The organism is Spirillospora sp. NPDC048824 (assembly GCF_043198455.1).
Taxonomy (GTDB): domain Bacteria; phylum Actinomycetota; class Actinomycetes; order Streptosporangiales; family Streptosporangiaceae; genus Spirillospora.
This window is the reverse complement of record NZ_JBICUS010000002.1, coordinates 108781-126001: the sequence shown is the minus strand read 5'-3', so window position 1 is coordinate 126001 and position 17221 is coordinate 108781. Positions and strand designations below refer to the sequence as shown.

Here is a 17221-nt window from a genome sequence, read left to right as displayed (position 1 = left end):
GTCGAACGCCGACGGCGCGCCCAAACGGCACGGTCACGAGACAGCCACAAGCGATGAGACAGCCCCCTGCCGATGACCACCGGCAGGGGGCTCTTGCGTTGACGGACGGGTCACTCCGCAGCCCAACGCGGGACGATGTCAGCCTTCTTCGGGTTCGCCCAGGTGCCCGGTTGGATCTTGATCCTCTTGACGACCCTCGTGAGCATCTCGTGCCGCTCCTGCGGGGTTGCCTCGTCCCAGAGGTCGGCAAGGGTCGTGAAGACGGACCGGTAATCCGCGTCGAGTTCCTTGGCCTCCGCTTTGGCTGTGCGTTCGGCTGCCTCCGCCTCCGTGAGCGCCTCGTCGATCTCCGCCTTCTTCTCGTCGTAGTCGTCGCGGTCTATCGCTCCGTCCGTGTGCAGGTCGACGAGGCGCTTGCGCTTGGCCTTCAGGCGCTTGATCTCGGCGCGCGACGCTTCGAGATTGGTCGTTGCGGCACGCGCCGCGGTCTCACGGCGTGCGTCCGCTTCGATCGTCTCCCCACCCTGGGCGTTCTTGAGAACCCACTCGCGGACCTTCTTTTCAAGCTTCGAGTTGCTGGCCACCGCGCCCGGACACGACTTGGACTCCTGCCGCTTCCGGCATCGCCACACGTGGTACTGCCTTGTTCCGTTGCGTGCGCTGATCATCGTCGTCTCGCACTCCGCGCAGACGACGAGCCCGGAAAAGGTGTGCGCCACGGTGCGGAGACGTGGAGTCTTGAGAGCGTTGGCCAGTCGCTTGTCTCGGTAGCTCTCCCACAGGTCCGTGGAGATGATCGCTTCATGGGCACCTTCGCGCCAGACGTCGAAGGCCGCGATCTTGCGCCGGTTGTTCCCAGCGTCCGGAGGTTCTGAGCGTTCACGGATGAGTCCGGCAGCGAAACCCGTGTCCATGGTCCGGCCGAGAGCGGTCGGCGTGAAAGCGTTGCCGCGCGTCGTCCGGTAGCCGTTCGCGTTGAGTTCGAACGCTAGCGACCGCATGGACTCGCCGTTGACGAACCGCTCGTAACACGACTTCAGGGCGGGCGCCGTCTTGGGGTCGATGACGTAGCCCTCTCCCTTCACGTACGTGTAGCCGAAGCGGGGAGCGGTTGTGTGCGGCAAGCCGAGACGGCGACGGCGGGCATGTGCCTCTCGCCAGCTTTCCGCCATCTGGTTCGACTGGAGTTCCGCGATGGCGAGCATTTGGTCACGGGTGAACTTGCCGACGCTCGTCGTCGTGTCGAAGTCCTCCGTGACGGCGATGACCTGTCCGCCTGCCTGCTCCACCTCCGAGAGGTAGAGACGTGACTGAAGGAGGTTGCGGCCCCAACGCGACCACTTCCACAGGAGGACGGTGTTCCACCGTCCGGCCTTGATCCCTTCGACGATGTAGTCGACGGACCGGCGAGCGAAGTCACGGCCGGACAGGTCGAGATCTTCGACGCGTTCCACGATCGGGAACCCATGGCGCGCCGCGTAGGTGTCCTGTTCGTGCGCCTGAAGTTCGGGGCTGACCATCTCTTCGCGCTTGGTGGACACGCGCGTGTAGGCGACTGCGAGAACGGGGGACTGGTCGTCACGCTTGGAGGGAGGCATCGTCCGCTCACCTGCTCAACTAGGCGGTGTGTGTCGTACAGTGCAGTCTACGAACATCGGGGCCATCTTCCGGTGTGCGGCGGCTCTCGGCGTGGACGCCGCCGTGCTGGCACCCCGCTGCGCCGACCCGCTCTACCGGCGCTCGGTCAAGGTCTCCATGGGCGCGGTGTTCGCGCTGCCGTACGCCCGGATGACCGACTGGCGCACCGGCCTGGCCGCGCTTCGCGAACGCGGCTTCCAACTCCTCGCCCTGACCCCCGCGCCCGACGCGACACCCATCGACGACGCGCGGACGGCGGACCGCCGGGCGCTGCTCCTCGGCTCCGAAGGGGACGGCCTGTCGTCCCGATGGCTCCACGAGGCCGACCACCGCGTCCGCATCCCGATGAGCGAGACGGCCCTCGCTCGCGGCGTCGACTCCCTGAACGTGGTCGCCGCCGCAGCGATCGCCTGCTACGGCCTCACCCGCTGATCACTTTCCGAACATGCCCCTGCGGGGCCGGCGGTGCGTGCCCTTCAGCCGCTTCGCGGCACCGGCAGGCAGCCGCCGCCGCCCCAGCCGCAGCTGCGTCAGCAGCAGGGAGATCGCCACCAGCAGCGCCGCCAGCCACGCGATCTGGGTGCTCGCCATCCGCTCGAACGTGAGGTCCTGCGCGACGGGCGCCTTGTTCCCCTGCAACCGGCTCTGCGGCGTCACCGCACCCGGACCGGGCGCGACGGACGGACTCGGCGCCTGGATCGGCGGCAACGCCACCTCCGGCTTCTCCGGATCGAACGACGAGTTCGGATTCGGCGGCTCGACCCCGCTGATGGAAGCCGACGGTCCGCCATCACCGGATCCGGATCCGGAACCCGAGCTCGAACTCGAGCCGCCACTGGAGCCGTCACCGCCACCCCCGCCGGACGACGACTTCGTGGGCGACGGCTTCGACGTCGTCTTCGACGGTGTCGCACTAGGCGACGTGGGCGGCGTCGTTGTCTTGGTCGGCGTTGGCGTTGGCGTTGGCGTCGGAATGATGAAGTTCACTGTGGTCGTCTTGACGATGTCGGTGAGTTCCGTCGCGCTGACCGTGACGGTGATCCCGACCTCCTTCGTCTTCTCCGGAGCCGTCAGATTCCAGGAGAAGACGCGGTTGCTCTCGCTGGAGAGGTCTCCCGCGGTGCATTTCTCCATGGTGAACGGCTTCTCGCATTCACCGTCCAGGGTCACCCCCTCGGGGCTCGCCGCGATGCTCTTGATCTTGACGCCTGCCACCTCGCCGCCGACGGCCTTGACGGTCGTTTCGACGGTCACGGTCTCCCCGGCGGCCGGCGCGGAGGGAGCCGTGGTGACGCTCACGGCGAGCTCGCCCGGGGCGGGGGACGCCGTGCCCGACTCTGATGGCGTGGGGGACGGTGCGTCGTCGGCCATGGCGGATGCGCCGCCGGCGGCCAGGACGGCGGCCGTGCCGAGCCCGACAAAGATCGGTTTCACCGCTGATCGGCAGATCACTGCCGCAGCACCTCCGTCGCATCGCCTTTGAGCGCTGTGCCCGCAACTACCCGAGGGGTCCCCTCGGGAATCATGCCAACACGGATCCGCGAGCCAAATCAACCCCGTGAGTCATCAGATCAACTCCTCGCGGACGTCCTCGACCTCCGACCCGGGAGCCCATGTCTGCCAGATGCCCTGGTCGATGCGGTCGAGCCCGAGGTTCTCCGCGACCGGGGCCCGTCCGCCGGTGTATTCGACCCGCAGCCATGTTTCATGCTCGCCGACGATGACGAACCGTTCGCCGCGCCAGCGGCACGTCGTCCGGACGTAGCGGAGGTCCTCGACTTCGGACGCGGGGACGATGCGGCGGTAGCGTCCGGGACGCAGTTCCTCGAACCCGTCCGTCGGCCCCGGCGCGTACAGCCTGATCTCACCGTCGGCGCCCGGCGCGGCCTCGAAGTCGCGGCCGAGCCACCGCGCGACGTACCCGTCCCGGATCACTGCGTGGCCTCCGTCCGCCCGTCCCATGCGTCGGCGTTCGCGTCCGGCCGCAGCCAGGCGAGCCGGTCGGGGTCGTACATGGCGACGAACCGTTCGGACCGGTCGCGCCCGAGGACGTACATCTCCGCCCCGTACGGCAGGCGGACGCTGTCCACCTTGTACTCGCGGATGGAACCGGCGCTTCCGGGCGCGAAGCCGCTTCCCGTGAACGGCGGCCGCTCGATCACCCAGCCGGCCTCGCCCCAGGTGGCCCTCTCCTCCTCGTCCCGGCCGCCGAAAGGGATCCGGTACAGGTCGGGGCAGTAGGCGGGCCACCGGATGACGTAGACGCCCTCATCGCCGGGTGAGAACGAAGAGCCCTCGTATAGAAGCCCCAGCGCCTCGTACAGCTGGACCGGTGTCTGCAACTCCGCCACATCGCCCGTCGAGTGGACGAACCCGCCGACCCGGTCGTAGCCCTGCTCCAGATACCACGCGACATGCTCGTGCGGCACGACCTTCTGCATGATGGACGGCGACGACACGCGGTCGTCGAGGTCGGGCGGCATCTGCGGCGCCGGCTCGGGCCGCGGCGGCGGCAGCGGCACCTCCGGCCGCGCCTGGACGAGCCCGACCCGAACCGCCCATTCGCTGAGCGCCCGCACCTGGTCGCCGCGCAGCGACGCTCCGATGCGCGTTCCCGGGTTGAGCAGCATCATCCAGTCTTCGCGGGGCCACGCGCCGATCAGCTCCCGGAAGTCGGCGTACACGAACCGGGACTCCGGCAGCACCTCGCGCAACCGGACCAGCGACGTGAACACCTGCACCGCCGACTCCGTCCGCAGCGCCGCGTCCCACCGGAACTCCCGCTGGACGGGCGTCACCTCAAGGGGCGCGTCGTCCGGAATCGGCACGAGGACGTTCGCGTTCAGCAGGACGCGCAGGAACGCGTCCGAGTCGCCGCTCAGGGCCGCCTCGTGGAGCTCCTGGTCGATCCGGTTGCCCGGCTCGAACGCCGGCTCCGGCTCGTCCAACGCCCGCAGCGGCCGTTCACCCGGCGCGTCCTGGCCGCTTTCCGTGCCGGCCGCGACCGGCAGGCCGGGGCCGGCCGCCGGACCGGGAGCGTCGAACGCGGCGAAGCCGTCCTGGCCGGCCGGTCCGGGCCCAGCGGTGTCGCCGCCCTGCGGGCCGGTCTCCGGTGAGGCGCTGTGGGGGTCGCGGGCGTCCGGCATGCCGGGCGCCGCGTGTGCGCCCTGCGGAGGCCGGACGGCGTCGGGCGCCGGGCCGGGATGGTGTGCGGCGGGTTCGGGGCCACCGGCGGCGCTCAAGCCGGGCGTTGCGGGTTCACCGGGGGAGTCGGGCGGGGTGGGCTCACGTCCGGCCTCGGCAGTGTCGCTCCCTGGCGTGTCGGCCGGGAAGCTCGGTGCACCCGCGCCAGGCCGCGCGGTTTGGCCGGGGACGGTTTCGCCCGGGGCGGCCTCGCCGGCGGCGGGGCCGCCTGCGTGCTCGTCCGATGCCGTCTCGCCGGGGTCGCCGAACACGCCCGGATTCCCCTGCGCGCCAGGTCCGGCCGGTGCGCCCGGGGTGTCGGACGCGGCTACATCGTCCTCCCACGTCGGTCTGCGTCCTGGATGAGGTCCGCCGGGGGCGCTCATGTCCGCGCGGCCGCCCGGGGCTCCGAGTGGGTCTGAGGTGTCGAACGCCGATGCTCCGGCGCCCCCTTGTGCGGCTTCCAGAGGTGAGCCGGGTGCCGATGGTTGGCGGTCGTCCTCGCGGCCGGCCGGGGCCGGGGTCGGCGGACCGGCGTGGGCGCCCGGTGCGTCCCGGGCAGGCGTGTCGGGCTCGGACGGGACGGCGGGCGCCACGGGGACCGGCGGCGCCACGGGGACGGCGGGCGTGTCCGGGGGAGGCGGCGTGGACGCGGCCGGCGGCGTCGCGGGGACGGCGGGCGTGTCCGGCGGCGTGTCCGAGGGCGTGGACGCGGCCGGCGGTGTCGCGGGCTCCTCCGGACGCGGGAGGTCGCCCAGGGAGCGGACCTTGTCGCCGGGCATGGCCGCGTCGATGGGCGTCCCCGGGTTGATGGCGAGGGTCCACTCGGTGTCCGGCCAGGCGGCGACCATGTCCAGGAGGGTCGGCATGATGAAGCGGGAGGAGCCGATGGCCTCGTTCATCCACTTGAGGGACGTGAAGATCTGGATGGCCGTGCGGCCGTGGACGGGAACGGGCCGCCACGGGAAACCGGGGTCGCCGGGGGCGATGCCCCAGGGGGTGTCGGGGTCGGCGGGGACGAGGACCTGGGCACCGAGGAGAATCTTGAAGAAGCCGTCGGTGTCGCGGCGGCGGGCGGTGTCGAACAGGCGCTGCTCGACGTCGTTCTGCGGCTCGAAACCGTCCGTCATGCGCTGCGCGGCGCGCTGGTCGGCCCAGGTGGCGAGGCCGGGGAGCTGCTGGGCGAGGACGGTGCCGCCGGCGGGGGAGCCGGAGTTGATGGCCAGCAGCCAGTCGTGGTTCGGCCAGTAGCGCAGCGCGACGGTGAACGGCAGCTTGATGTACTCGGTGCCGGCCCCGGTGGCGCGGGCCGCCTCGATGAGACGTTCGGGTGAGGTGAACACCGGGACGACGGTGGAGCCGTCGACGTCCCTGGTCTGCCAGGGGAACCCCGGACGGCCCGGTCGCATCGTGTAGTCGGTGTCGTCCGGGACGGGCAGCAGCACGTCGGTGGCCGCGAGGGTCTGCAGGAAGAGGTCGTGGTCGTTGTTGGCGGCCGCCCGGAGCAGCTCGCGTTCGACGTCGTTGGCGGGCTGGAACTCCTGCCGGGGCGACTCGCGGGGGAGGTCGCGGTGCTGGTCGCGGAGTTCCTCCCAGGGGGCGGACGCGCGGCCGACCTGGGGCGGGCGGCCGTCGCCCTGCGCCACCTGGCGGACGAACCAGGACGGCAGCCGCGCCTCGATGGGCAGCGCGGTCCCGACACCGTGGGCGGGCGCGTCGATGGCCAGCCACCAGCGGTTGTCGGGCCACGTCTCGGCGATCTCGCCGAACCGGACGGTCATGAAGTGCTGGTACGCCGGGCCGAGGCAGGCGCGCATCGCCGATGCCGACGTGTAAACCAGCACATGGACCCGGCCGTCCTCTTCCTGGGTCGGCCAGGACGCCTGCGTGCGGCCCGAGAGCATGCCGTTTACCAGGTCGGGCGGGACGGGGATGACGAGCTCGCTGTCCGCGATCAGGCGGAAATAGCTCTCCTGGTCCCCGGCCCGTACGGTCTCCTGCAGTCGGTGCTCCAGTTCCGACGTGGGTCGCCACGCGTCGGCCACGGTCGCCACCCCCTGTTTCTTCCGTGCTCGTCCCCGCGCGACTGCCTACGCTACATGGGCGAACAGGACCAAAGAGCATAATCACCTGACCGCGCGTGAGACTCCGCAGGTCAGCGCGCTGTCAGCTCGGCGAGGGCGGTGCCGGACGTGTCGCCGAGGCCGGCGCGGGGACGCGGCCGCCGTTCCGCGGCGGCACCGGGACGTCCGCGCCGATAATGCGTGAACCGCGCGAACCCGGACCCCGTCGGCGGGCGTCACAGCAGGCGTGATGGGGGAACGGGCGAGCACCGCGGCAAGGCGGGGCTTGAGGCGCTCATGACCCGGTGCGGAAGTATGTGCGGAAACCGTCCGGGATCAACGGACCCGGGTCCGGGGGAACGAGTGGGAGGGTGCGATGCGGTACGGGGTGGTTCGGGCGCTGGCCGGCGGCGTGGTGGCGCTCGGCGCGTCCGGCCTGCTGGGCGGATGCGGGACGCTGGGCGGCGGCCCCGGCGAGGTGTGCATCGACACGAAGAAGGCGTTCCAGCAGTACATCACCCAGGTCAGGAGCGTTCCGGCGTCGGATCCGGCGCAGTGGCGGCAGGCGACCGACAAGCTCGCCGGACGCCTCGACGCCCTGGCGGAGAAGGCCGACGACGACGACCTGAAGAAGGCACTGAAGACCGAGGCGGGCCGGCTCCGCGCCGCCGCGCCGGCCGTCGGCGGCGGCGACATGGCCCAGCTCAACACCGTGATGAAGGAGACACCGGCCCGGATCGGCAAGGCCTGCGACTAGCGCCGGTCAGCCGTCCCCGCCGGGACCGGTTCCGCCGCCGTCACCGCCTCCGCCGTCACCGCCGCCTCCGCCGTCACCTCCGCCGGGATCGCCGTCGTCACCGCCGCCGCCCCCGCCGGGCTCGGTCGGGATGACCGTCGGCAGCCCGGTCGGCGGTGTCGGGATCTCCGGCTCGTCGGGTCCTTCGGTCGACGGCGGCTCCTCCGGGCGGGTCGTGGGCGGCGCCGTCTCGTCCGGTCCACCGCCGTCCGAGGGGCCGTTCCAGCCGCCGCCCGGCGTGATCGACGGAGACCCGAACGACTTCGGCTCGAAGTCCTTGATGTCCACGGCGTCGCTCGTGTACGAGCGCCAGACCTGGGCGGGCAGCGCCCCGCCGTACGCGCCGTAGCCGGGGATCTCCAGGGGCTTGCCGTCGCTGCGGAACATCGCGACCGACGTGGCCATCTGCGGGATGAAGCCGTTGAACCAGATCGCGCGGCCCTTGTCGGTGGTGCCGGTCTTGCCGGCGACGTCGCGGCCGTCGGGCAGCTGCGCGCCGGTCCCGGTGCCGCCCCGGACGACCTGCTCCATCGCGTACGTGGCGTCCCGCGCGTTCTGCTTGCCGAGCGCCCGCTCGCCCTTCTCGGTGAACGTGCGCTTGTGGTTCTCGTTGTCGGTGACGGACTTGACGACGAACGGCTCCCGGTACGTGCCCTCCGACGCGAACGTCGCGAACACGCCGGCCTGCTGGACGGGATGCAGCGACACGATGCCGAGCGGGAACGTGGCGGCGGCGCGCTGCTCCGGCTTCATCTGCGACTTCGGGATGCCCATCTTCTCGGCCATCTCGACGATCTTCTCGTTGCCGATGTCCTGGCCGAGGTTCACGTACGCGGTGTTGATCGAGTTCTGGGTGGCGGTGACGAGGTTCACCGACCCGAAGCTCCGGCCGCCGTCGTTCTTGATGGACGAACCGTCGAAGTACTGCGGTGAACCGCCGTCATAGGTCGAACTGAGCGTCTCCCCGCTCTCCAGCGCGGCGGCCAGCGCGATCGGCTTGAAACCGGACCCGGCCTGCGCCCAGTCGCCGAAGGAACTGCTCAGCGCCTCCTCCAGGTAGCCGCGGCCGCCGTAGAACGCCATGACCTGCCCGGTGGACGGGTCGACCGACACGGCCCCCGTCCGGATCTTCTTGCTCATCCCCTCCGGCTCGTGCTGCTCCACCGCCCGCTTTATCGCGTCCATCAGCCGCTTGTCGAACGTCGTGGTGATCTTCAGCCCGCTGCGGTTGATCTCGTCCTCGCTGTAGCCGCGGCGCTCGGTGAGCTCCTTCTTGGCCACGTTGACCATGTAGCCCTTCTGGCCTTTGAGGACGTCGGTGATCTTCTGCTTGACCGGGGTGGGGAACGTCATCGACGCCGCGTCGCCGGAGGCCAGGTGGCCGTCCCGCACCATGTTGCCGAGGACGGCGTTCCACCGCTGCTCGGCGATGGCGCGGTCGGGACCGGTCGGGTCGGCGAAGTTGCTCGGCTGCTGGATCGCGGCGGCGAGGTAGGCGCCCTCCGCGGGCGTCAGCTCCGAGACGTCCTTGTCGTAGTAGGCCTGGGCGGCCGACTGCACCCCGTAGGCGTTGCGTCCGAAGTAGATGGTGTTGAGGTACTGCTCGAGGATCCAGTCCTTGGGCTTCTCTTGGTCGACCTTCAGGGCGACCATGATCTCCTTGAGCTTGCGGGTGATCGAACGTTCCTTGCCGATGCCGCCGTAGTAGTTGCGGACCATCTGCTGCGTGATCGTCGAGCCGCCCTGCAGTTGCCGGCCGGTCACCGTGGACCAGAAGGCCCGCGTCGTGCCCTGTACCGACACGCCCGGGTCGTCGTAGAAGCTGCCGTTCTCCGCCGCGATCACCGCGTTGCGGGTGCTCTCGGGGATGCGGTCCAGGTCGACGGCGTCCCGGTTGACGCCGGTCTTCGCGATCTGCGTCTTGCCGTCGGAGTAGTAGAACGTCGGCCCTTGCGCGACCGCCTTCTCCAGCGGCGACGGCACCGGAGTGAACAGGTAGGCGACGGCGAACGCGGCGACGCAGAACCCGATGAAGCCGAGCAGCAGGAACAGCGTCCGGCGCAGGAACCGCGACCGGCGGCTCCGGGGCTTGCCCGCCCCCTTGCCGTCTCCGTCACCGTCTCCGTCACCGGACCCGCGTCCGGGCGGCCCTCCCCGGCTGGACGAGGAGGGCGTGGACGAGGTGGCCGGCATGCTCTTGGTATCACCGCCGACCGCCCCTCCGACACTTTCGGACGCCGCCTTGTCGGCTTCGCCCCCGGCAGAGCCGTCCACAGGAGGGCCGTCCGCCGGAGAGTCGCCCGCCGGAGAGTCGTCCGCGGAAGAGTCGTCTGAAGGCGGGTCGCCCGCGGAGTCGTTGGGGGAGTCGTCCGGGGACTGATTCGCGGAGTCACTCGCGGGCTCGTCCGGGGCTTCGTTCTCGGGCTCGTCAGAGGTGCCGCTCGCGGGCTTATCGGTGGTGGGAGATTCGCTCTCGTCCTCGTCCGAGACGGCGACCGAGGGATCTTTTCCGTCGTTATCGGATATGTCTTCCTCGTGGCCGAATTCTGCGTCCTGAGCGGATTCTTCGGCGTCGACGGTCAGTGTGGTGGTCGTGGGACCGTCTCCGCCGGCCGGTGGCCCGGTCTCGGTCTCGTGCTGGTCCACCTCGCCCGGACCGGTGGGCTCCTCGCCCTCCGGACCCTTTCTGCCGTTGCTCACAAGCCCCCCGTGATTATTGCGTCACCGACGATACCTGAGGGGATCCGGTGCCGTGGGACGCCCAATGCGCCACTCCCATGGCTTCCCGATAAGAGGACGGGCAATGCGCCGGTCCGGTTGTCGTGACGGACGTCGCAATGCGGACTTGTGAAACGCCGAGCGGCAGGGCCCCGACCGGGTACCCCGCCGCTCTCGCTCTCATGCGCCGCCGTGCCGCGCCCGCCTCACTTCTTGATCTTGGCGAGGATGTCCACGACGAACACGAGGGTGTCGTCGCCCTTGATGTCCGGCGGCATGCCGTCCTTGCCGTACCCCTCCTTCGGCGGCAGGACGAGCAGCACGCGGCTGCCGACCTTCGCGCCGGTGAGGCCCTTGTCGAAGCCGGGGACGGTCTTGCCGGTGCCGATCGGGAACTTGGCCGGCGATCCGGACTTCCAGCTGGAGTCGAACTCCTTGCCGCTGTCCCAGATCGTCCCCTGGTAGTTGACGACCGCGTCCTCGCCCTTGGCCAGCGCCGGGCCGTTGCCCTCCACGAGGGTCTTGACCTGCAGCTTCTCCGGGGCCTTCGTGTCGGGGATCTTCACCTCGGGCGCCTTGCCGGCGCCCTTGTCCTCGACCTTGGGCAGTTTGTCGTCGTCGAGTTCCTTCTTCGTGCCCTGCGGTCCCTGGTTCTTGTGGACGACGGCCTGGACGTCCACGACGAACACCACCCAGTCGGACTTGGTGAGCCCGAGCTGCGAGCCCTGTTGACCGAAGCCCTGGGACGGGGGGATCTGCAGCACGACACGGCTGCCGGACGTCTGGCCGATCATGCCCTCGTCGAAGCCCTTGATGCCGCTGTCGCCGATGGTGAGCGGCTGGGTCGGCCGCCCCTGCGACTCCTGCTCGTAGGAGGAGGCGAGCTTCTTGCTCTTGCTCTTCTTGGAGCCGTCCTCTTCGTCGCTGTCCTTGGACCACTGGTAGAAGACGTACTGGGCGTACACGATGTCGCCCTTGGTGATCTTGGTTCCATCGCCCTTCATCGGGGTGGTCACCTTGCGCTTGCCGCCGGGCGCGAGATCGGTGGGGATCTTCACCGAGGGCTCGGAGGCGAACTTGCCCGTCACCTCGATCTCGGGCGGCGGACGGGTGATCCACCACCAGATGAAGCCCCCGAGCAGCGCCCCGACCACGACCAGTGTGACGATCACCAGTATCCGCCGCCGGCGCGCCTGCTTGGCGGTCAGCGCGGACGGCCGGTTGAGCCCGCTGCCGCGCCCGGCGCTGATGCCGTGCGGGGTGAATTCCGGGCTGCGGATGCTCTTGGCGTTCGGGATCTTCGCCTTCGCCTTGATCGCCGGCTCGCCCCCGGGCTTGTCATCCTCGGACATGTTTCCTCACTTGCTCCGGGTTTGACGACATCACGAACGTGACCACCCTTCCAGGGCCGGGCTAAGCACAGCGTGAAAACCGCGCAAAGGAGGCCGACCCGCAATCTACCGGTCATCCGGCCGGGTGTGGCGCCCTGCGGAAAGGCGGGCCGACGCGATCCACCGGTCACACGGGCCTGTGCGGCACCGTCTGGCGGGGGACAGGTCGACCTGCAATCTACCGGTCACGCGGCACTGCGTGACAATGTCCGGCGCGTAACCGGGCCCACCTGCAATGTACCGGCCGTCCGATGCCCGCCGCGTCGCCCGGCCCGCACCGGTGAACGCCGCCGAATGGCAATCTGGAGGGATGCGCCTCGCGACATGGAACGTCAACTCGGTCAAGGCCCGCCTGCCGCGTCTGCTGTCCTGGCTGGACGAGGCGGAGCCGGACGTCGTGTGCCTCCAGGAGACCAAGTGCCGCGCCGACATGTTCCCGGCCGCCGAAGTGGAGGAACTCGGCTACGCCACCGCGGCGCACGGGGACGGCCGCTGGAACGGCGTGGCCGTCCTGTCGAGGGTCGGCATCGAGGACGTGTCCAACGGCTTTCCCGGACAGCCCGTGTACGAGGGGGAGGCGGAGAGCCAGACGAAGCTGACCGAGCCCGTCCTGCTGACGCCGGAGGCCCGCGCGATCGGTGCGACGTGCGGCGGGGTGCGGGTGTGGTCCCTGTACGCGCCGAACGGCCGCACGCCCGGCTCCGCCCACTACCTCTACAAACTCGACTGGTTCGCGGCGCTCCGCGAGGCACTGGCGGACGAACTGGCCCGGGGCCTGCCGCTGGCCGCGTGCGGCGACTACAACGTGGCGCCCGCGGACGAGGACGTGTGGGACCCGGCCGTGTTCGCCGACTCCACCCACGTCACCCCGGCCGAACGCCAGGCTCTCGCCGACCTCCTGGATCTGGGCCTCCACGACGTGGTGCCGACCCCCATGAAGGGACCGCACCCGTACACGTACTGGGACTACCGGGCCGGAATGTTCCACAAGAACATGGGCATGCGCATCGACCTGTTCTACGCGAACGAGGCCGTCGCCGGGCGTGTCCGCTCCGCCTACGTCGACCGTGAGGCGCGCAAGGGGAAGGGCCCGTCCGACCACGCCCCCGTCGTCGTGGATCTCGACTAAGGCCTGATCGCATGCAGGCGCGATCGTGTTCAGGCGATCGTGTTCAGGCGACCGTGTTCAGGCGACCGTGTTCAGGCGCCGAGGCGGGCGAGCAGACCGCGTTTGCCGGTGGCCGAGGTGGGTGGGGGCTGGAGGACGGTGAAGCCGTCCGGCAGGAGCGAGGCGGGTTCTCCGGGCCCCAGGCACCATTCGGCGGGCAGGCCGGGCCGGTCGCGGCGGGCGTCCTCGGTGAAGGCCTCCCAGGCCAGCAGCCCGCCCGGCAGGACCGCCCCGGCCGCGCGCCCGAACACGGCCCGGTCCCAGAACCCGGTGCACAGCACCAGCGCGTATCCGGGCGGTGGTGGCCGCCAGCCGCTCAGATCCGCCTGGACGAGCGTGATCAGCGACGCGAGCCCGCGCCGCCGTGCCTCCGCGCCGAGCCGTTCGAGGGCGACCTCGGAGACGTCCACGGCGGTGACGTCCCGGCCGGCCCCGGCGGCGAGCAGGGCACTGCCGGACGGGCCGGACGCGAGATCGAGCACCCCGCCGTCCGGCAGGCCGAGCGACAGCGCCCGCTCCGCCAGCGGATGGACGGGCGACAACGCCGGAGCGTCCCCGTACTTGGCGTTCCACCGCAGCCTGTCCGGGTGCCCGGCCAGATCCGGCGGCGCCGAGTCCGGCGGCACCGGCTCCGGTGACGTGTCGTCCATGCGGACGACGATAAGGCACGCTCTCGCAGGTTCGCCGGGTGACGCCGCGTCACCGGCGGCTCAGCGGCGCTCCGCGATCAGGAGCATGAACAGCGCCGTCGGGAAGCCCTTGCGCCACCAGGGGTCGTCCCGCATCTGCTGTTCCGTCGGGTGCGGCTCGCGCAGGTCCGCGATGACGAAACCGGAGTCTCGGAGCGTTCCAGCGTAGAACTCCAGCGGCCGGAGCCACGATGTGATCATCGAAGGGGATTCCAGGCCGTCCACCAGGAACCGCTGGTCGATCCCGCGGGAGGCGAAGTACTGCGACGCCGGGACGCTGTTCATCGCGCCCTGCTCGGAGTTCTCCACGTAGAAGCACGGGTGGAGCGTCAGCAGGACCAGGCGTCCGCCGCTCTTCAGGACCCGGGAGAACTCGCCGAACGCGCCGGTCGGGTCCTGCAGGTGGCTGAACAGGTGGTTGCAGACGACGAGGTCGAAAGCGGCGTCCTCGAACGGCAGATCCTCGACGCCGGCGCGGGTGAACGTGGCCGTTCCGTCCGGGGACGGATGCGCGGCGGCCGCGTCGATCAGCCCTTGGGAGACGTCGACGCCGGTGACATCGGCTCCCTGGGAGGCGAGCGTGCGGGCCAGGTATCCCTCGCCGCAGCCGGCGTCCAGGACGCGCAGTCCCTCGCAGGAACCGACGGCGTCGAGGACGGCGCCGTCGGTGAGGTCGGTCCGGTACCGGTCGCGGCGCTCTCGGATGATCTTCACCCAGTACTGTGCGTTGGCCTCCCATCTCTCCCGTGTCAGATTCGCGATGGCTTGCGCCGTGTCCTCCACCGGCTCCCCATTCTCCAAGACCTGGTTCAGGCGATGCCCTTGAGCCGCCGCACCAGAGTGTTGCAGGTCTGTCTGATCCTTCGGTCCTGGCATTCGGCCCCGCGCAGCTCGATCGCCTGGATGAGCTCGGTGATCTTTCCCCCGAACGCGGGATCCCGTTTCAGTGCCAGCGGGATGTACGTCGACACCAGGTAGTACACGTAGGCGTCGTTGTACACCGCTATCTCGCGCAGCACCTCGGTGGCCGTATTGCGCAGCGACAGGGAGCTCGGCAAAGTGAAGTCGCTGCTGATACGGCCGTCTCTGGTGTAGGTCGGGAACGACCATTCCTCCAGCGCCGCGTACACGGGCGTGGCGTCGAGCTCCTTGCGGTACCTCTCCGCGAGCTCGATGTCGTTGGAACTGATGAGGGAGCCCATGACGACGCCGCGCATCATGAACGCGGTCTGCCGTCCCGGGACCTCGAAGCCCAGGTCGGCCTCCAGGGCCCCGGTCACCTTGCTGACCTGGTGCGTGAGGATGTTGAGCGCCAGGATCGAGTGGAACGAGTAGGTCTTGCGGTTCAGCCGGGGGGCCAGGTCGATCGACGAGTCGAAGAGCGCCTGCGGGTCCTTCAGCAGGCCGCTGCCGGGCCGGGTGGAGTAGAGCGTCTCGAGCGCGCGGTCCTGGTCGCGTCCCCAGAACCGGGCGATGAAGGACGAGGTCTTCTGCGTCGCCTCGCCGCGCACGATGTGCAGCGCCGCCTCAAGGGCGTTGAGCAGGTACTGCTGCGCGATGTCCGAACGCTCCAGGGCGGTCAGGTCGACGGTGAGCCCTTCGCCGTGCAGGTCGCCGACGAGCCCGTCGCGCCTTTTCCGGACGGCGTGCGCCATCGAGTACTCGGCGATTCCGGGGACGGACGACATGAGGCTCTGAAGGGACCGCCCGGTGACCCGGTCGAGCCATTCGGGGTTGTCCCACAGCCGGAAGACCGTGCTCTCGTCCAGCCCGGAGAAGGCCGCCACGTCGGACATGTTGAGCCCCATGCCCTTGGTGATCTCGGAGAGGGACTTCGGCTCACCGTCCGCTGTCATCACTCGCCCTAGATGTGGCACTTGTTGACGTTTCGATCGTAGCGAAACACCGGGTATCGGGTGCGGACGATCTGCGGATGTGTCCGTCCCGTCACCGAGGGGGGCGAGCGTCGCGGACGGTGCGGAGGGCATGGCGGGCCGTCATCCCGGTTCGCGGGCGGGCGTGCGCCCGATGCAGCCGATCAGCGGCACCGGGCCCGTGGTGTGCACGGCGTGCGGAAGCGGCAGGGCGGCCGGGTAGGGCGCCGCCGTCTCCAGGCTCCCGCAGATCTCGATGATCGCGTCCCGGCTCCGCGGCCAGAACGGCAGGGCGGGGTTCTGCGGCAGCCCGGCGACCGGTTCCAGCTCCGGTGTCCGCTCCGTGTGGGTGATCACCACGTGGCTGCCGGGCGGCAGGGCGTCCACCAGCGCGTCCACGATGCCGCGCGGGTCGTCCTCGTCGGCGATGGCGTCGAGCACGCCGGTCAGCAGGACCCCGACGGGCTCGGTGAAGTCGATCAGCCGCCGAAGCCCCGGGTCGGCGAGCAGCGCGGCGGGGTCACGGACGTCCGCCTCGAACGCGGCGGTGGCCGCGTCCACGGCGAGCAGAGCCCGCGCGTGCGCGACCACCATCGGGTCGTTGTCGACGTAGGCGACCCGGCAGGACGGGTCGGCCCGCCGGACGATGTCGGCGACACCGCCGCCCATGCCGCCCATGCCGCCGGACATGGGCAGCCCGCAGCCGATGTCCACGAACTGCCGCAGCCCGGCCTCCCCGGCGAGTACCGCCGCGGCGTGGTCCAGGAAGCCCCTGTTCGCCTGGACGAGCCGCGCCACGACCGGGCACCTGCGCAGTGCCCATTCGGCGAGTTCGCGGTCGGCGGCGTAGTTGTCCTTGCCGCCGAGGTAGTAGTTGTAGACGCGGGCGTTGCTGGGGACCGGCCCGCTGAACCGTCCGGAGGTCTCCTCCTCGTCCTGCGGAAGAAGGAGTTCCGTCCACCGGGTCAGGTTCAGCGTCGGCCCCGGCGTCACGGCAGCCGCCATCCTTCCCGGACGCCCACCCCGAACCAGAAGGTGGCCGTCCCGTTCCTGCCCCGGCTGGTACCGAAGTCGGTGGCGAGCGCCTTCAGCAGGACTAGACCGCGCCCGTGCACCGGCAGCGGCTCCTCTGCCCCGCGCGGCTGGCCCGGCGCGGCGCCCCCGTCGGTGACCTCGACCCGGACGTACCGGTCGATGTGCAGGACCGACAGCGTGACGGTCCCGTCCCGGCGCGGCCTGGCGTGCAGCACCGAGTTCGTCACGGCCTCGCTGGTCAGCAGTTCGAGGTCGCCGAGTTCGGACCGGTCGGCACCGAAGTGCTGCCCGATGAGTTCCCTGACATAGGACCTGGCGAGCCGCACGGCGGCCGGCGTCGCGGCGAGGTCGATCTCGCCGATGAGACGCCCGGCCGACTTGCCGTTGTTCCAGGCGGACGGAGTTCCGAGTTCCAGCGAGGGTGCGTGCGCCGGTACGAGCACCGGTGCTCCGGACCACGCGTCTGATGCATTCATGGCGGCTTCGGCTTCACGTCTCCGTGTCGGGCTGTAAGCGAACATGTGTTCTTCGGCCTGGTCGAATTCGGACGTGGAAGTGAGACAACACACACTCTTACGCAGCGCGCATGAGCCAGTCACCGATGCTTGCGCGGATGCAAGGGCCCTGCTCCACGCTGCGCACCATCACCGTCCGTCGGTGATCCAC

At 70.2% G+C, this 17221-nt stretch carries 13 protein-coding genes and 1 pseudogene; 3 read left to right on the top strand and 11 right to left on the bottom strand.

The features are described 5' to 3' along the window. Nucleotides 1-110 precede the first annotated feature (110 nt). The gene (locus ACGFIS_RS04095; protein WP_392969417.1) at nt 111-1598 is read right to left on the bottom strand and encodes a recombinase family protein; all 1488 of its coding nucleotides are present in this window, start codon (nt 1596-1598) and stop codon (nt 111-113) included. Between the two features lie 40 nt (nt 1599-1638). Here ACGFIS_RS04095 and ACGFIS_RS04090 point away from each other — a divergent pair. Continuing rightward, nucleotides 1639-2070: pseudogene (locus ACGFIS_RS04090) on the top strand (TrmH family RNA methyltransferase); the annotation flags it as partial. On the opposite strand, the gene ACGFIS_RS04085 reads toward ACGFIS_RS04090, so the two are convergent. From ACGFIS_RS04085 to ACGFIS_RS04075, 3 genes are all read right to left on the bottom strand, one after another. Beyond that, nucleotides 2071-2937, bottom strand: a complete 867-nt coding sequence (locus ACGFIS_RS04085) for a hypothetical protein (RefSeq protein ID WP_392969414.1) — start codon at nt 2935-2937, stop codon at nt 2071-2073. A 267-nt stretch (nt 2938-3204) separates the two neighbouring features. After that, a complete protein-coding gene (locus ACGFIS_RS04080; protein WP_392900793.1) occupies nt 3205-3573 on the bottom strand; it encodes a hypothetical protein in 369 nt (122 codons plus the stop codon). Next, complete coding sequence (locus ACGFIS_RS04075) at nt 3570-6875, bottom strand: SseB family protein (RefSeq protein WP_392969411.1); 3306 nt, start codon at nt 6873-6875, stop codon at nt 3570-3572. The genes ACGFIS_RS04080 and ACGFIS_RS04075 overlap by 4 nt, the downstream gene beginning before the upstream one ends. A gap of 385 nt (nt 6876-7260) precedes the next feature. On the opposite strand from ACGFIS_RS04075, the gene ACGFIS_RS04070 reads away from it, so the two are divergent. After that, entirely contained in the window at nt 7261-7641 is a 381-nt protein-coding gene (locus tag ACGFIS_RS04070) for a hypothetical protein (RefSeq protein ID WP_392900799.1), read from the top strand. Between the two features lie 6 nt (nt 7642-7647). Here the strand turns inward: ACGFIS_RS04070 and ACGFIS_RS04065 are convergent, their stop codons facing one another. Together ACGFIS_RS04065 and ACGFIS_RS04060 are read right to left on the bottom strand one after the other, a co-directional pair. Next, nucleotides 7648-10380, bottom strand: coding sequence for a transglycosylase domain-containing protein (locus ACGFIS_RS04065; protein WP_392969408.1), 2733 nt, complete (start codon nt 10378-10380; stop codon nt 7648-7650). A 224-nt stretch (nt 10381-10604) separates the two neighbouring features. Continuing rightward, a complete protein-coding gene (locus ACGFIS_RS04060) occupies nt 10605-11750 on the bottom strand; it encodes an FKBP-type peptidyl-prolyl cis-trans isomerase (protein WP_392900805.1) in 1146 nt (381 codons plus the stop codon). 349 nt (nt 11751-12099) lie between these two features. Here ACGFIS_RS04060 and ACGFIS_RS04055 point away from each other — a divergent pair, with 349 nt between their 5' ends. Further along, on the top strand, nt 12100-12918 hold the full coding sequence (locus ACGFIS_RS04055) for an exodeoxyribonuclease III (protein WP_392900808.1): 819 nt from the start codon (nt 12100-12102) through the stop codon (nt 12916-12918). A gap of 71 nt (nt 12919-12989) precedes the next feature. On the opposite strand, the gene ACGFIS_RS04050 is transcribed toward ACGFIS_RS04055, so the two are convergent. The 5 genes from ACGFIS_RS04050 to ACGFIS_RS04030 all read right to left on the bottom strand — a co-directional run bounded on the left by ACGFIS_RS04050 (nt 12990) and on the right by ACGFIS_RS04030 (nt 16998). After that, nucleotides 12990-13607 (bottom strand): methyltransferase domain-containing protein, encoded by a 618-nt coding sequence (locus tag ACGFIS_RS04050; protein WP_392900811.1) that lies wholly within the window; start codon nt 13605-13607, stop codon nt 12990-12992. Between the two features lie 60 nt (nt 13608-13667). Continuing rightward, on the bottom strand, nt 13668-14360 hold the full coding sequence (locus ACGFIS_RS04045) for a class I SAM-dependent methyltransferase (RefSeq protein WP_392969405.1): 693 nt from the start codon (nt 14358-14360) through the stop codon (nt 13668-13670). A gap of 95 nt (nt 14361-14455) precedes the next feature. Then, complete coding sequence (locus tag ACGFIS_RS04040) at nt 14456-15502, bottom strand: hypothetical protein (RefSeq protein WP_392900817.1); 1047 nt, start codon at nt 15500-15502, stop codon at nt 14456-14458. Nucleotides 15503-15643: 141 nt separating this feature from the next. Next, nucleotides 15644-16513 carry an SAM-dependent methyltransferase gene (locus ACGFIS_RS04035; RefSeq protein ID WP_392900821.1) on the bottom strand — a complete coding sequence of 290 codons (870 nt, stop codon included), beginning with the start codon at nt 16511-16513 and terminating at the stop codon, nt 15644-15646. Further along, complete coding sequence (locus ACGFIS_RS04030; protein ID WP_392900824.1) at nt 16510-16998, bottom strand: ATP-binding protein; 489 nt, start codon at nt 16996-16998, stop codon at nt 16510-16512. Before ACGFIS_RS04030 ends, ACGFIS_RS04035 begins: the two co-directional genes overlap by 4 nt. Nucleotides 16999-17221: the final 223 nt, after the last annotated feature.

Excerpts from the sequence above, each read along its gene's own strand:
- ACGFIS_RS04095 (WP_392969417.1), bottom strand. The coding sequence starts at position 1,598 with ATGCCTCCCTCCAAGCGTGACGACCAGTCCCCCGTTCTCGCAGTCGCC.
- ACGFIS_RS04070 (WP_392900799.1), top strand. The coding sequence starts at position 7,261 with ATGCGGTACGGGGTGGTTCGGGCGCTGGCCGGCGGCGTGGTGGCGCTC.
- ACGFIS_RS04060 (WP_392900805.1), bottom strand. The coding sequence starts at position 11,750 with ATGTCCGAGGATGACAAGCCCGGGGGCGAGCCGGCGATCAAGGCGAAG.
- ACGFIS_RS04055 (WP_392900808.1), top strand. The coding sequence starts at position 12,100 with ATGCGCCTCGCGACATGGAACGTCAACTCGGTCAAGGCCCGCCTGCCG.
- ACGFIS_RS04050 (WP_392900811.1), bottom strand. The coding sequence starts at position 13,607 with ATGGACGACACGTCACCGGAGCCGGTGCCGCCGGACTCGGCGCCGCCG.
- ACGFIS_RS04040 (WP_392900817.1), bottom strand. The coding sequence starts at position 15,502 with ATGACAGCGGACGGTGAGCCGAAGTCCCTCTCCGAGATCACCAAGGGC.